The organism is Floridaenema evergladense BLCC-F167 (assembly GCF_041929205.2).
GTDB lineage: Bacteria > Cyanobacteriota > Cyanobacteriia > Cyanobacteriales > Aerosakkonemataceae > Floridanema > Floridanema evergladense.
In genome coordinates this window covers 1,301,888-1,316,010 of record NZ_CM171625.1, presented here as the reverse complement: position 1 = coordinate 1,316,010, position 14,123 = coordinate 1,301,888, and the positions used below count along the sequence as shown (strand labels likewise).

The following is a 14,123-nucleotide window of genomic DNA, read 5'->3' as shown; positions in this document are numbered from 1 at the left end:
GAAAAGGGAAAAATTAAAATCTTTCCCTTTTCTCCTATTTATATATATTTTTTCAACAACAAAGCTAACTTTTCTTTTGTTGTTGCCGGAGCTTTATCCAATGGGGTGAGAATAGCATATTTCAAAGCAGAATGAGCTTCAGAAACAAAGGGATTTTCTGTAATTCTTCGCACCGTTTCTTGAATTACCTTTTGAGCATTAACAGCATTACGTTGTAAATTATCAATAATCATTTCTACAGTCACGCTGTCATGATCGGGATGCCAACAATCGTAATCAGTAACCAAAGCTAAAGTTGTGTAGGCAATTTCCGCTTCTCTGGCTAATTTCGCCTCTGGTAAATTAGTCATGCCAATCACTGTTGCACCCCAACTCCGGTAAAGATGCGACTCTGCTTTAGTAGAAAAAGCAGGCCCTTCCATGCAAATATATGTACCGCCACGATGTAAATTTACACCATCTAAATTTAAACTAGCCACTGCATCTGCCACAACATTAGCTAATTGTTGACAAATCGGATCGCCAAATGCAATATGAGCTACAATTCCCTCGCCAAAAAAGGTGGATACTCTATTCTTGGTGCGATCGATAAACTGATCTGGCACCACCATGTCTAGAGGTTTAGCTTCCTCCTTGAGAGAACCAACAGCTGACGCGGAGATTAAATATTCAACGCCCAGCTGCTTCATTGCGTAAATGTTCGCCCGGAACGGTAACTCAGACGGCAATAGGGTATGATTCCGACCGTGACGAGCTAAAAAAGCCACCTTAGCACCTGCCAAAGTGCCGACAATTAAAGCATCAGAGGGCGATCCAAAAGGAGTATCAACTTGCACCTCTTCCACATCTTTGAGAGCTTCCATCTTGTAAAGACCACTGCCCCCAATAATCCCAATTTTCGCCTGAGTCATAGATTTTGTTGTGTTGCGCGTGAAACTCCAGCATTTTACCCATCAAGAGGAACACAGGGAAGTAGTTTGAAAAGCGATACGTGCTGACGCACAGGCTACGCCAACGCGATCGCACTTCTTCATAAAAACTTTAACACTAGACTTGTGAGAATGGCGATTTCTTTGGGAATACTGACTTTGGTTAAATAAAGTAAAGATTAATTGAACTAATGATGAAACAGATTGAACCTCAATCCAAAGCTTCGGTTGAAAACATCCTAGACAGGATCTTTGCTGTTCGCCAGATTAATCGAAGAGATCAGCATACTTTAATGGCAGCACTGCTATCTAAAGATTCTCTCAGCGAAAAAGATCGGTGTCAAATTAATCGAGTGTACGAAGCAATTCAAAAAGGATTAATCAGAATCGTAGACTGAAGAAATCGGAAGAAAGTATTTAGTTTTCAGTTAATAAAATTTCTTTGTCCTCTTGCCCATCTACCTCAGTTATCTAGATCAAGCTTAGATGATGCGACATCAGCAGATTTTAGTTGTAGCCACTTACCTAATCTATCTCGTTGATTTACTAAGTAAATACTGACTAAAGTTAGGCTAACTCCCAACCATTGATGAGGTTGCAGCATTTCGGAAAGGAAGAGATTGCCGAACAAAAGTGCAAATACTGGAGTGAGAAAAGTTAGAGAACTCAGACTAGTTAAACTGCCGCGAGAAGCGAAGTAGAAGAATAAACCGTAAGCGATCGCACTACCAAAAATCGTCGCATAACTCAAAGCCATCCAGCTAGACAAATCCAACCTTTGCCACTGCTGAGTTTCCAAAGTTCCCGAAAGCAAAAATAAAGGTAAACCACCCAAAATCATGTGCCAACCTGTAGCTACCACAGGATCGACATGACGACTAACAAACCGAGAAATTACGGTTCCCACTGCCATAGATAACGCCGCTAACAGCATTAACCACAATCCGCGATCGAACAAATTTACAATTACCGCCTTAATATCAGTAAATTCTCCAGGGATATTAGCAAGCATAGACAACCCTAAATTTTCATTAGTTGGATGCAACAGCGCCACAATCCATTCATTCGGAAAACCAATTAAACTAATTCCAAAAACCCCAATTCCCAATCCTAACCATCCCCAAAAACCAATTTTTTCTCCAAACAGCAACAAAGATAAAACTGCCACAGCTAAAGGTTGAGAATCAATCATCACCGAACCTAAACCCGCACCAGTGCGAACCAAACCTTCAGCCAAAAAACCTTGAAATAATGCGGCATCAACCAAACCAAACAAAGCAATCCACAACCAAGCTAACAAAGTCCGAGGTTGAGATCTGCCAGTCAGCAGACAAAAAAGTAACACAAACACCCCAGCTGGCACCAAGCGCACTCCAGCAACAAAAAAAGGTGTAGTTTGTGGCATCACACCTTTCATCGCCACCATTGCGGTTCCCCAAAGGAAAAAAGGCGCAATCAGTAGCACAGAAGCAAAAGGAATCCTAAATTGATTGGTTTCCTCTAGCGAAGCGGTTTCTGCATTAGCTGTTGCTGTTGGAGATGCTAGATTAAAATCTTTTTCTAATTGCGTTTCTTCTAAATTCATTTTTGGATTGGCAGGGTCGTTTATCTTTAAATATCTTGATTGTACTGAATTATGTAGTTCTGTTAAGCAGATTATAAAGAAGCAGAGGGGCACAGGGGCAGGGGAGATCTCGGAGTTTTTCCTCAGATCTTGCTTGCAGCAATGGAGGTAGAACCTCCCAGATACTCGTTCCCAGGTTGAACCTGGGAACGAAAAATAGAGGCTCCGCCTCTTGGTACTCTTATCTCAGTTTTCCCTAACCCCTAACCCCGCCCCAATCCCCCGCTTTCTGCTTAGACTGGAGAGAAGAAGTATCTATCATCACCACTAAATCTTAATTGCTCATGATTTGGCCGTTTAAGCCTAAGTTTCGTAAACAAATAGCACGGATTGAAGTTTCAGGTGCGATCGCAGGTGCCACTCGCAACAGGGTACTAGAAGCCCTAAAATTTGTTGAAGAAAGGCGTTTTCCAGCGCTACTGCTGCGAATTGACAGTCCTGGCGGTACAGTAGGAGATTCCCAAGAAATTTATAGCGCCCTAAAGCGGTTGCAAGAAAAAGTCAAAATAGTCGCTAGTTTTGGTAATATTTCCGCCTCCGGTGGCGTTTATATCGGCATGGGTGCTCAGCATATTATGGCTAACCCAGGTACGATTACTGGTAGCATTGGCGTAATTTTGCGGGGAAACAACTTAGAACGCCTGTTGGATAAAATCGGTGTTTCCTTCAAAGTAATTAAATCAGGCCCTTATAAAGATATTTTGTCCTTCGATCGCGAACTCACCGAACCAGAACAAAATATCCTCCAAGAACTGATTGATACCAGTTACCAGCAATTCGTACAAACTGTTGCTGAATCAAGAAAATTAGCAGTAGATACAGTAAAAAGTTTTGCCGATGGCAGGATTTTTACCGGACAACAAGCTGTAGAATTAGGCATAGTTGACCGTTTGGGAACCGAAGAAGATGCCCGTCGTTGGGCAGCAGAATTAGCAGGACTTGACCCAGAAAAAACTCGCTGCTACAACTTTGAAGAAAGGAAACCACTGTTAAGCCGTTTAATTTCTGGGGATAGACAGGAAAGTAGTGTTTTATCAGCAGGGATGAATTGGTTAGAATTTGAGCTAAAAACAAGTGGTCAACCTTTGTGGCTTTATAAACCATAAGTTTAGTTGGGGACTGGGGATTGGGGACTGGGGATTGGGGACTGGGGATTGGGGACTGGGGACTGGGGATTGGGGATTGGGGATTGGGGATTGGGGATTGGGTAAGTTTTGAGTTTTGAGTTTTGAGTTTTGAGTTGGGATAATTTATAAATTGTCCGTACAGGCAGAGATTTTTAAGTTAAGGAGTTTTCTTGCCCCTGTGCTCCTCTGCCCCAGTCCCCAATCCCCAGCCCCCAGCCCCCAGTCCCCAGTCCCCAATCCCCAGTCCCCAATCCCCAGTCCCCTTCGTTAAAGAATTTGGTACTTTTTAGGTTCAATCCGAGGTTTTGTTAATATTGCTGACGGCACTGCTGACTTTTCGGTAGTGCTTCAGTCATTATGGGAAAAAAGAGCGATCGCTTTTGTCGCGATCGTCAACATAAAAAAATTGTTTGTCTATTTTGTTTTATCGATAATCAGGAGGACTTTTGCGTGGAGTGGCGAGTTAAGGCAATTCGTGGGGCGACAACTGTCACCGAAAATTCCGTGACAGCAATCAGCGAAGCAGTGACAGAACTGTTGAACGAACTAGAAGCGCATAATCATATTGACCCTGACGATATTATTAGTGCCATTTTCTCCGCTACACGCGATCTTGATGCGATTTTCCCAGCTGCGATCGCCCGTCAACGCCCACACTGGCAAAACGTCCCCTTACTAGATGTCCAACAAATGCACGTCGAAGGCGGATTAGAACGCTGCATCCGCTTCCTAATTCACGTCAACGTTCCCCATCCTGTAGAAATTTACCATCCCTACCTCCGTCAAGCCAAAAGCCTCAGACCAGACTGGAGTCTGAGAAATTCGCTTTTGAGTGCAGAGTTTTAGGGATTGGGGACTGGGGAAAGTTTGGAGTTTTGAGTTCTGAGTTTTGAGTTAAAGAGAAAGTTTTGAGTTAAATAATTTCCCCTTGTCCCCTTGTCTCCCAGTCTCCAATCCCCAATCCCCAGTCCCCAATCCCCAATCCCCAATCCCCAGTCTTGCCCTAATTATGATAAATAAGTTAAATTTAATTAAGATTTGTTTGCTGTTACACGCTTTCGTTTTAAAGAAAGCCTTTTAACACTGACAGGACATTAGTGCAGGACAGAGGAAAGCAGATGGAAATTAACAGCTTTTTCCAAGCTAATTTAAAACCTTCTGCCTTCTGACTTCTGCCTTCTGCCCTAGTTTAAACAGCAAAAATTTATCTGAGATCTTTGGAAAAGCACTTATTTGTGTAAACGAGTACCTATTTTGTTTAAATTGCATTTAGAGGCCACCCAACTATGAAGTCTTCCTGGAAAGTCGTAGTACTGTGGATGTTGCCTGCGTTACTCATAGGATTTTTCCTGTGGCAAGGGGCATTCTCATCATCAGCGATGGATACGGGCAGAAATACTGCCAGTACCCGCATGAGCTATGGTCGATTTTTAGAATATTTAGATTCCGGTCGAGTTACCAGCGTTGACCTCTATGAGGGTGGTCGAACAGCTATTGTCGAAGGTATCGACCCAGAACCAGTTTTGGGTTCGCAAATTCAACACTGGCGAGTAGATTTACCTTCTAACGCGCCTGAATTAATTACCAAACTCAAAGAATCGAATATTAGCTTCGCCTCCCATCCTGTAAGAAATGACGGCGCAATTTGGGGATTGTTGGGTAACTTAGTATTCCCCGTTTTGTTAATTGCCGGATTATTTTTCTTGTTCCGTCGTTCCAGCAACATTCCCGGTGGGCCAGGTCAAGCGATGAATTTCGGTAAATCTCGCGCCCGCTTCATGATGGAAGCAAAAACTGGAATTAAATTCGATGATGTGGCAGGAATTGAAGAAGCAAAAGAAGAATTACAAGAAGTTGTAACTTTCCTGAAACAACCAGAACGGTTTAGCGCTGTCGGTGCCAGAATTCCCAAAGGTGTGTTATTAGTTGGCCCTCCGGGAACTGGAAAAACTTTGTTAGCGAAAGCTATTGCTGGGGAAGCTGGTGTTCCTTTCTTCAGTATTTCCGGTTCTGAGTTCGTGGAAATGTTCGTGGGTGTGGGTGCTTCCCGCGTCCGTGACTTGTTCAAAAAAGCGAAAGAAAATGCCCCTTGCTTGGTGTTCATCGATGAAATTGATGCCGTCGGTAGAATGCGGGGAACTGGTATCGGTGGTGGAAATGATGAGAGAGAGCAAACTTTAAACCAGTTGCTCACAGAAATGGACGGTTTTGAAGGTAATACAGGTATTATCATCATTGCTGCTACTAACCGCCCTGATGTACTTGATGCTGCTTTGATGCGTCCGGGACGTTTTGACAGACAAGTAACTGTGGATGCACCAGATTTAAAGGGACGTTTGGAAATTCTTAAAGTTCATGCCCGAAATAAGAAGTTATCTGAAGAAGTTTCTTTAGAGGCTATTGCCCGTCGGACTCCCGGTTTTACAGGTGCAGATTTGGCGAATTTGCTGAACGAGGCGGCAATTTTAACCGCTAGACGGCGCAAAGAAGCGATTACTATGCCAGAAATCAACGATGCGGTTGACCGTGTGGTTGCTGGGATGGAAGGTACTCCTTTGGTAGATAGCAAAACTAAGCGGTTAATTGCTTATCACGAAGTTGGTCATGCGATCGTTGGTACTTTATTGAAAGACCATGACCCAGTACAAAAGGTGACTTTGATTCCTAGAGGGCAAGCTAGAGGTTTGACTTGGTTTACTCCTAATGAGGAGCAAGGTTTAACTTCTAGGTCGCAACTGAAAGCAAGAATTACTGGTGCTTTGGGTGGTCGCGCTGCGGAAGAAATTATTTTCGGAGATGCAGAGGTGACTACTGGTGCTGGTGGTGATTTGCAACAAGTTGCTGGCATGGCTAGACAAATGGTAACTCGTTTAGGGATGTCTGATTTGGGGCCGTTGTCTTTGGAAGGTCAAAGCAGTGAGGTATTTTTAGGACGGGATTTGATGACTCGTTCGGAATATTCTGAGGAAATTGCTTCTCGTGTGGATGCTCAAGTCAGAGCGATCGTTGGTCAATGTTATGAAGATGCCAAGCAAATTATGCGCGAAAATCGGGCGGCGATCGATCGCTTGGTAGATCTTCTAGTGGAAAAAGAAACGATCGATGGTGAAGAGTTCCGCCAAATTGTTGCTGAGTATACTGCTGTTCCCGAAAAAGAAGAGTACGTTCCTCAGTTATAAGTTTTAAGCTCTACTCAGATCTGGCCCCATTCTCAACAAGCCTGAAAAAACCGGGTTTCTTGACGGAAAATATATGGTTTCAGGGTTAGCTATTTGCAAGAAACCCGGTTTTTAGCCCTGGTGCAAGATTTGAGTCTAGAAGTTCTAGGTGAATAGGTTAAGTAGGGATGATTGAAGTCATCCCTATTTTTTGCTCGGGATTTATGGATAAATCAAGAAATCTGGTAAATCTTTAAATCCCCAGTCCCAGCCCCTAATCCCTCATCTGATAATGAGTACAACTGTCACATGGCCCATCAGGATTGATAGCACAGCGCAAATGGGGCGATCGAGCATTAAATTTACAACTGGTGTCACCGATATAATTTTGATTTAACGGTTGGGTCGGCACAATTACAGGGGCAAGAGAGGCTCTTTCTATGGCTATTCTCAACCTTTCTCGCCCTCTGACTTCTACTTGACGAATTACCCAAAGCGAGATTATGGGGGGGATTAAACCGATTAAGAATATTAGCAATGTTTGCCACACACTACCCACCTGCCATTTTTTTTACTGGCTCACTTTTAGGATATTTTGCCGAAAAAATTCCAGTCTGGGAAGAGTAACCCTTGACAAATTAACATATATGTTGTGCTAAAATGTGGGGCGATGATGAAATTCGGTGACACTGTTTGTTGTTAGTACTCACAAGCGACTCTCCGAATCGTAATCTCTTCAATACCTGATTCAGGAGAGAACCAATGTCTATTTATGTAGGAAACCTATCCTACCAAGTTACAGATGAAGACCTCAGAGATGTATTTAAAGACTATGGCGAGGTAAAGCGCGTTCAAGTTCCCACAGACCGTGAAACTGGAAAAATGCGTGGCTTTGCTTTCGTGGAAATGTCAAATGAAGCTGAAGAGTCTGCTGCCATTGATGCACTTGATGGTGCAGAATGGATGGGGCGTAATTTAAAAGTAAATAAAGCGAAACCTCGTGAAGATCGCGATCGCGGTGGTAATCGCTTTGGCGGTGATAACCGTCGTGGTGGCGGTGGCGGTGGCGGATACAATAGTAGTCGTAATCGCTATTAGGGCTTAAAGCCGATCGAGCTTTGGTTAAATTTTTCTGTTTGAGGGCATTTCGTTTGCTCTTCTAATGATTCAGTTAGGTGTAGCGAGGCGGAATGCTTTTGTTTTTCAGGTATTGATTAACTGGGTGCGATCGCATAACGTTTCGTACTAGTGTTGGAAAACCCTGGTTTTCGGGATTAGGGGCTGAAATTCTTTACAAATCAAGCATTTTCTTATTAATCAGTTTACTTATCACCAGAAGTACAAGATAGTCAATTAATTGTGCGATATGCTGACAGTACACTATGCGATCGCACTCTCTGAACTCGAAAAGGGTGGGAGGGTGCGATCGTTTTTTTGCCTGAATTTGGAGGGTAACATTAAATGGGTTTAAAACCATCTGAGGAAGAAATTATGAACCTTCCACTTGACAATTTATACGAAATCGATTTTTATGCGTGGACGCAAAAACAAGTTCAGTTATTGCGTCAGCGTGACTTAAATAACCTTGATATTGAGAATTTGATTGAGGAAATAGCTTCTTTGGGTAAACAAGAGAGGCGGGAGTTAGTAAATCGGTTAATAGTTTTAATTGCACATTTATTAAAGTGGGAATATCAAACCGATCGCAGATCGAGAAGTTGGTATTTAACGATTCGTGAGCAAAGTCGTGCGATTCGGCGACTTTTAAAAGAAAGTCCCAGTTTAAAGCCTTATTTACCAGAAGCGATCGCAGATGCTTACGAAGATGCCGTGATTTTAGCCGCTAAGGAAACAGGGATGAAACTTCGAGATTTTCCCACTGAAGTTTCTTACACATGGGAACAAGTAGAAAACCCTGATTTCTTACCCGGAATTCTACTGGATTCTGATGCAGATTTGTTGAATTGATGTGTGCTTTTGGGGGAGAGTGCGATCGTTTTTTTATGGGAAGTTGGGAATACTACACTCGCTAACCTGGGAAAAATGGCTAGCGAAATATTAAAAAGATTAAAGGTTAGTTTTGTGTTTGACACACTAAGAAGTTATTTTCTATTCATCAGTGAAATAATCTGAATCTATCTTTTTAATTTCATAAGTAGACACAGTTGATACACCTACATTATTGTCAATCATAAACTGTGCAAGTTGCTGCCCATCTATTAATACAATTTTGCTATCTATAATAGATACATATTCTCGTGCATCATGGGAGAAAGTAGAAGTTGTAATAAATACTCCTTTTCTTGCTCGTTGACCATGTAAAGCACCAACAAATTTTTGAATTTCTGGTCTACCAACAACGGTATTATCCCATCGTTTCGCTTGGATAAAAACAATATCTAAGCCTAACTTATCCTCTTTAATAATTCCATCTATTCCGCCATCTCCGCTTTTGCCAATTGCTTTACCAGCATCGCGCCTAGATCCGCCGTATCCCATCCTAACTAAAAGATCTACCACAAGTCTTTCAAAGAAATCAGCAGAGCAGCTTTTGACACGGTTAAGTAACTCGAATTCTAAATCTTTGCGAATCTTTTGATAACCAAACTCTATAGATTCTTGAGGAGTTTTATCTAAAATTTCCGGGATTTCAGTATCATTATTCTCGGTTTCTTTTCTAGTAGTCCTAAATTTTATAAATTCGGGAAATTGCATTAAAAAATTTAAGTTTATTTCTGTTGGTGATTGGTTTAATATTTGTAAACCCCTATCAGTAATTTTAAAAAATCCTCTTTTCGGATCTTCCAATAAACCTGCTTTTTTTAAGTGTGTTCTTGCCCATCCAACCCGATTATCAAAAACAGCTTGTTGTCCACTAGGCAATAATTCTTTTCTTTCCTCATCACTCAAGTTAAATTCTTCGGTTAATGCTTCGATCGCTTCTCTGAGCGAGTGTTCTTTTCCATCCGCTGCATACTTAAGCAGAGGAAGCATAATCTTTTGAAAATCAGGGATTGACATGGGGCATACTTGGAAAATAGTAAGTATTATCTAATACTCAATATTTTACATCTTTGGTTGATTACGCAACACTACCTAAGCTGATAGTTAAAGGAAGGTGCGATCGCTTTTTCCCCACATTTCTTTAAAGTAGAGACGTTGTATACAACGTCTCTACAATCTTAATTAAACTTCTGGTTCAACTCCTAAAGCACGCAATTGTGCAGCTAATCTTTCCGCACGTTGATGTTCTTGTTCAGCACGTTGACTTTCCTGTTCCGCACGTTGACTTTCTAATTGTGCTCTTTCGTCACCAGTTAATAACAAATTACCTTGATTATCCCACCAACGTAACCAAGGTAATTCAGTATTTTGATATTGACCTTGCCAAATTCCCAATTCTACATTTAAATGAGGAATGGGAAAATGTTCGCGTTCGTTAGCAGATACTAATTGATAGGAACCTGCGATTAACTCATAAACTTCTACTCTGGCTAATCTCACTTCGTAAATTGCATAAAAAGGCACTCTAATTGCTTGTTCGTAAACCCAAAATTTGCCAGTAATCGGAGTTCTATCTCTTTCTTCTGCACCATCACCAGAAACAAATTCGATCGCAATTAAAGGCGCAACATACTCTTGCCAAAGTACGTAAGAACGGCGCATTTGTCCATTTAAATTCGGTGGAACATTTGGCACATAAAACCAATCAGGTGAAACAGCGCCTCTTAATGGTTCTTCTGTAATTCGCCAATAAATTCCGCTATCTTGACCGATGCAATATTGCCCATTAGGATGTAAATTTTGTAAGACAGGTGTAATGGAGTCAGTTAGTAGGATACTTTGGGGATGTTCCTGAAAGTTTTTCACAAATGTTCCGTCAGACTCAGGTAATTGTGTGTGATCTGGTAAAGATTTCGGTAAACCTAAAGAAGCATAAGTTTCAGTCATCTCGACCCCCAGCATTAAGTAATAATTCAAGTTGCTAGTTATAAGCTTAGATCCCCCCTAACCCCCCTTAACAAGGGGGGAACCAGATTTTCTGATTCAAAGTCCCCCTTTTTAAGGGGGATTTAGGGGGATCTAAATTTAAGTTTTCGGTTTGTAAGTTGATTGCACTTGCAATTCTTTCAATTGTTTTTCATCTACACTAGATGGTGCATTTGTTAACAAACACCTTGCTTGTTGTGTCTTCGGAAATGCAATTACATCCCGAATTGACTCTTCACCAGCTAATAGCATTACCCAACGATCTAAACCGTAGGCAATTCCTCCGTGAGGTGGGGTGCCATATTCAAATGCGTCTAACAAAAAGCCAAATTTGTTGCGTGCTTCTTCGGGGGATAAACCGATCGCCTCAAACACCTTCTCCTGAATATCCCGCTGATAAATCCGGCAACTTCCCCCACCAACTTCTACACCGTTATACACCAAATCATAAGCTTGAGCTCTGGCAGTTTTCAAATCATTTAAGTCTTCTGGATTTGGTGCGGTAAATGGGTGATGCAATGCTTCTAAACGCTTTTCTTCTTCGTTCCATTCAAACATCGGGAAATCTGTCACCCAAAGCAGGTTAATTTTACTTCGATCGATCAAACCTAACTGTTCTGCAATTACCTGACGTAATCTATCCAAAGTTTTATTTACTACTTCAGTTTTGTCAGCAGCAAATAATAATAAATGACCGGGTTTTGCATCTGTGCGATCGATTAATTCCTGCTTTTGTTCCTCGGTCAAATTATCTTTAATTGCGCCAATGGTGTCAATTTCTCCATTGTCGCGCACGCGGATATAAGCTAAACCTTTTGCACCTGCTTCGCTTGCTTCTTTAAACAAGTCGCCACTAGCTTTAATTCGCACATTAGAAATGGCATCATTTCCCCCTGGAATTGGCAAAACTTTTACCACTCCACCAGATGCGATCGCACTCGCAAACACCTTAAAACCCGAATCTTTAAACAAATCGGAAACATTTACTAATTCTAAACCATAGCGAGTATCCGGTTTATCGCAACCATAACGATCCATCGCTTCCGCATAAGTCATGCGTGGGAAAGGACGAGGTAATTCAATTCCTTTTACCGTTTTGAAAACATAACAAACCAAATCTTCATTCAGTTGAATTATTTCATCTTGCGACATGAAACTCATTTCCATGTCTAACTGAGTAAATTCTGGTTGTCTGTCGGCGCGTAAATCTTCATCGCGGAAACAACGCGCAATTTGATAGTATCGATCGAACCCCGAAACCATCAACAACTGTTTAAATAATTGCGGAGACTGAGGTAAAGCATACCATTCGCTAGGATTAACGCGACTGGGGACTAAATAATCTCTTGCACCTTCGGGAGTCGAACGAGTTAAAATCGGGGTTTCAATTTCAATAAAACCCTTTTCATCTTCTAAATGACGACGAATTGCTTTGACAACTTGGTGCCGAAGTTGTAAATTAGCAGTCATGCGATCGCGTCGCAAATCCAAATAGCGATACTTCAACCGCAACTCTTCCCGAACAGCTTCCTCATCCGCAGTTGAAACCTGGAAAGGCATCTGCTTATATACTTGATTCAGCAACTCCAGTTCATCAGCGTAAACTTCCACCTCACCCGTCGGAATACGTGGATTGAGAGAATCTGCTGGACGTGGCGTTACCCGACCAATAACTTTTACCACATATTCGTTCCGCATCTTCTCAGCCAGCTGATAGGAATTCGGAGTGCGTACCGGATCGCTGACAATTTGCACTATCCCAGAGCGATCGCGCAAATCTAAAAATATCACACCCCCGTGATCGCGGCGACGATCCACCCATCCATAAAGAGTGACCGTTTCTCCCACATGGTAACTTCGGAGTTGACCGCAATAATGACTTCGCATACCTGTTGATGTAAAATTCAAACACTAAAAACTGGAAAACTTCACCATTATGCACTATTGCGGGGGGGACTGGGGACTGGGGACTGGGGATTGGGGACAAGGGGACGAGGGGAAATTAATTAACTTAAAATTCAAAACTCGATCAGGATTTACGGATTTACCAGATTTCTTGATTTATCTTGATTATCATAATAAATCAATCCTGGTCAAAACTTTCCTAGTCCCCAATCCCCAATCCCCAGTCCCCAATCCCCAGTCCCCAATCCCCTAACTCTTGTGAGGAATCGAAGCGATCAAATCGTTCCAAGCTTTTTTCGCTGCATCTGTCAGCTGACTTCCCACAGATTCAATTTCGCTAACAAATACTTGCCAGTTTTTATCTGTTTGTTGTTGTAAATCTTGCACAGTTTGTCCAACTTTTTCTTTTTCAATCAGTTTATTTTGTTCCACTGATTCTTTAGCTTTCCGCACAGCTTCTAAATATTTCTCCCGACTAAGTTCACTCCACTCTTTTGTCATTTCTAACGCTTTAGTTTTAAGCGCTTCAAAATTTTGCCAGTTTTTATCAGCTTCTTTCTGCACTAACTGAGTTGTTTCTTCAATGCGTTCTTTTGCTTCAGTTTGATTTTGTTCTAAGACGTTTTGTGCTTTAGAAACAGCATTTAGATAACCTTCACGGATTAATTCTGTAGCAGTTTGCCACTCTTGTTCCGTCCGCTTTCTAATTGCTTCAAACAAGGCGATCGTTTCTTTAATGACATCATCGCTGGTATCCGGTTGTTCCTGCGTTACCAAGTCAGTAGTTTGTGGGGTAACTTCTACGATCGCAGATTCGGGAGGAATTGTTTCTTCTGTACTCATGGATTGTTGCTCCTAAAAATTTATTTATGAGGATTGCTTCTGACTTTCTAAATTAATTAAAACAAATCCTCACTTATTTTGTTTCCTAATTTACAAAAGCGGACTTTTACAGCTAAATTTACTTACAGTTTATGCTTTTACCTCAAATGCTGCAAGATCCAAATTTTCGTGTCCCCTTAGCAATTAGTTTCGGCGCGATCGCAGGTGCCCTCAGTCGCTACTATATTACCCTATACTTGGTGCAACGTTTTGGGCTAAATTTTCCTTTTGGAACCTTTTTTATCAATCTTACTGGCTGCTTCGGAATGGGATTTTTTGTCACCTTAGCCAGCCAAGGAATAAATATAACCCTCGAATTGCGGCTATTAGTAACTACTGGCTTCTTGGGTGCTTACACTACCTTTTCTACTTACGGACTAGATACCGTGAATATTTGGAACTCCGGCAATTATTCATCTGCGATTTTTTATTGGTTAGGAAGTGCAATTTTGGGAGTCTTCTGTCTGCAAATCGGTGTAATTTTAGCTAAATTGCTATAACTTAATTT

The 14,123-nt window shown here is 41.7% G+C and carries 14 protein-coding genes; 7 read left to right on the top strand and 7 right to left on the bottom strand.

The genetic code is table 11. The features are described 5' to 3' along the window. Positions 1-38 precede the first annotated feature (38 nt). A complete protein-coding gene (locus ACE1CA_RS06105; RefSeq protein ID WP_413281137.1) occupies positions 39-911 on the bottom strand; it encodes an S-methyl-5'-thioadenosine phosphorylase in 873 nt (290 codons plus the stop codon). 209 nt (positions 912-1,120) lie between these two features. Here ACE1CA_RS06105 and ACE1CA_RS06100 point away from each other — a divergent pair, with 209 nt between their 5' ends. Continuing rightward, positions 1,121-1,327: a hypothetical protein gene (locus tag ACE1CA_RS06100; protein WP_413281136.1), complete on the top strand. Its 207-nt coding sequence runs from the start codon at positions 1,121-1,123 to the stop codon at positions 1,325-1,327. A 65-nt stretch (positions 1,328-1,392) separates the two neighbouring features. On the opposite strand, the gene ACE1CA_RS06095 is transcribed toward ACE1CA_RS06100, so the two are convergent. After that, entirely contained in the window at positions 1,393-2,355 is a 963-nt protein-coding gene (locus ACE1CA_RS06095) for a DMT family transporter (RefSeq protein ID WP_413281153.1), read from the bottom strand. A gap of 482 nt (positions 2,356-2,837) precedes the next feature. Here ACE1CA_RS06095 and sppA point away from each other — a divergent pair, with 482 nt between their 5' ends. The 3 genes from sppA to ftsH2 all read left to right on the top strand — a co-directional run bounded on the left by sppA (position 2,838) and on the right by ftsH2 (position 6,859). Then, the gene (gene sppA / locus ACE1CA_RS06090) at positions 2,838-3,659 is read left to right on the top strand and encodes a signal peptide peptidase SppA (RefSeq protein WP_413281135.1); all 822 of its coding nucleotides are present in this window, start codon (positions 2,838-2,840) and stop codon (positions 3,657-3,659) included. Positions 3,660-4,130: 471 nt separating this feature from the next. Further along, positions 4,131-4,526 carry a chorismate mutase gene (gene aroH, locus ACE1CA_RS06085; RefSeq protein WP_413281410.1) on the top strand — a complete coding sequence of 132 codons (396 nt, stop codon included), beginning with the start codon at positions 4,131-4,133 and terminating at the stop codon, positions 4,524-4,526. Between the two features lie 440 nt (positions 4,527-4,966). Further along, positions 4,967-6,859 (top strand): ATP-dependent zinc metalloprotease FtsH2, encoded by a 1,893-nt coding sequence (gene ftsH2 / locus ACE1CA_RS06080; RefSeq protein WP_413281409.1) that lies wholly within the window; start codon positions 4,967-4,969, stop codon positions 6,857-6,859. Between the two features lie 253 nt (positions 6,860-7,112). On the opposite strand, the gene ACE1CA_RS06075 is transcribed toward ftsH2, so the two are convergent. Next, positions 7,113-7,388, bottom strand: a complete 276-nt coding sequence (locus tag ACE1CA_RS06075) for a DUF6464 family protein (protein WP_413281408.1) — start codon at positions 7,386-7,388, stop codon at positions 7,113-7,115. Positions 7,389-7,600: 212 nt separating this feature from the next. Between ACE1CA_RS06075 and ACE1CA_RS06070 the strand changes: the two genes are divergently transcribed. Both ACE1CA_RS06070 and ACE1CA_RS06065 read left to right on the top strand, forming a co-directional pair. Then, on the top strand, positions 7,601-7,936 hold the full coding sequence (locus tag ACE1CA_RS06070; protein ID WP_413281407.1) for an RNA-binding regulator: 336 nt from the start codon (positions 7,601-7,603) through the stop codon (positions 7,934-7,936). A gap of 393 nt (positions 7,937-8,329) precedes the next feature. After that, positions 8,330-8,806, top strand: coding sequence for a DUF29 domain-containing protein (locus ACE1CA_RS06065; protein WP_413281406.1), 477 nt, complete (start codon positions 8,330-8,332; stop codon positions 8,804-8,806). 141 nt (positions 8,807-8,947) lie between these two features. Here the strand turns inward: ACE1CA_RS06065 and ACE1CA_RS06060 are convergent, their stop codons facing one another. The 4 genes from ACE1CA_RS06060 to ACE1CA_RS06045 all read right to left on the bottom strand — a co-directional run bounded on the left by ACE1CA_RS06060 (position 8,948) and on the right by ACE1CA_RS06045 (position 13,576). Continuing rightward, positions 8,948-9,859, bottom strand: coding sequence for a restriction endonuclease (locus tag ACE1CA_RS06060; RefSeq protein ID WP_413281405.1), 912 nt, complete (start codon positions 9,857-9,859; stop codon positions 8,948-8,950). A 165-nt stretch (positions 9,860-10,024) separates the two neighbouring features. Continuing rightward, positions 10,025-10,789 (bottom strand): Uma2 family endonuclease, encoded by a 765-nt coding sequence (locus ACE1CA_RS06055; RefSeq protein WP_413281404.1) that lies wholly within the window; start codon positions 10,787-10,789, stop codon positions 10,025-10,027. Positions 10,790-10,927: 138 nt separating this feature from the next. Continuing rightward, a complete protein-coding gene (aspS, locus tag ACE1CA_RS06050; protein WP_413281403.1) occupies positions 10,928-12,715 on the bottom strand; it encodes an aspartate--tRNA ligase in 1,788 nt (595 codons plus the stop codon). 267 nt (positions 12,716-12,982) lie between these two features. Then, positions 12,983-13,576: a hypothetical protein gene (locus tag ACE1CA_RS06045; protein WP_413281402.1), complete on the bottom strand. Its 594-nt coding sequence runs from the start codon at positions 13,574-13,576 to the stop codon at positions 12,983-12,985. A 131-nt stretch (positions 13,577-13,707) separates the two neighbouring features. On the opposite strand from ACE1CA_RS06045, the gene crcB reads away from it, so the two are divergent. Continuing rightward, the gene (gene crcB, locus ACE1CA_RS06040) at positions 13,708-14,115 is read left to right on the top strand and encodes a fluoride efflux transporter CrcB (protein ID WP_413281401.1); all 408 of its coding nucleotides are present in this window, start codon (positions 13,708-13,710) and stop codon (positions 14,113-14,115) included. The last annotated feature ends 8 nt before the right edge of the window (positions 14,116-14,123 follow it).

Coding starts and splice junctions, on each gene's coding strand:
- aspS (WP_413281403.1), bottom strand. CDS start 12,715: ATGCGAAGTCATTATTGCGGTCAACTCCGAAGTTACCATGTGGGAGAA.
- ACE1CA_RS06055 (WP_413281404.1), bottom strand. CDS start 10,789: ATGACTGAAACTTATGCTTCTTTAGGTTTACCGAAATCTTTACCAGAT.
- ACE1CA_RS06060 (WP_413281405.1), bottom strand. CDS start 9,859: ATGTCAATCCCTGATTTTCAAAAGATTATGCTTCCTCTGCTTAAGTAT.
- ACE1CA_RS06065 (WP_413281406.1), top strand. CDS start 8,330: ATGAACCTTCCACTTGACAATTTATACGAAATCGATTTTTATGCGTGG.
- ftsH2 (WP_413281409.1), top strand. CDS start 4,967: ATGAAGTCTTCCTGGAAAGTCGTAGTACTGTGGATGTTGCCTGCGTTA.
- ACE1CA_RS06100 (WP_413281136.1), top strand. CDS start 1,121: ATGATGAAACAGATTGAACCTCAATCCAAAGCTTCGGTTGAAAACATC.
- crcB (WP_413281401.1), top strand. CDS start 13,708: ATGCTTTTACCTCAAATGCTGCAAGATCCAAATTTTCGTGTCCCCTTA.
- sppA (WP_413281135.1), top strand. CDS start 2,838: ATGATTTGGCCGTTTAAGCCTAAGTTTCGTAAACAAATAGCACGGATT.
- ACE1CA_RS06045 (WP_413281402.1), bottom strand. CDS start 13,576: ATGAGTACAGAAGAAACAATTCCTCCCGAATCTGCGATCGTAGAAGTT.
- ACE1CA_RS06105 (WP_413281137.1), bottom strand. CDS start 911: ATGACTCAGGCGAAAATTGGGATTATTGGGGGCAGTGGTCTTTACAAG.
- ACE1CA_RS06095 (WP_413281153.1), bottom strand. CDS start 2,355: ATGGTGGCGATGAAAGGTGTGATGCCACAAACTACACCTTTTTTTGTT.
- ACE1CA_RS06070 (WP_413281407.1), top strand. CDS start 7,601: ATGTCTATTTATGTAGGAAACCTATCCTACCAAGTTACAGATGAAGAC.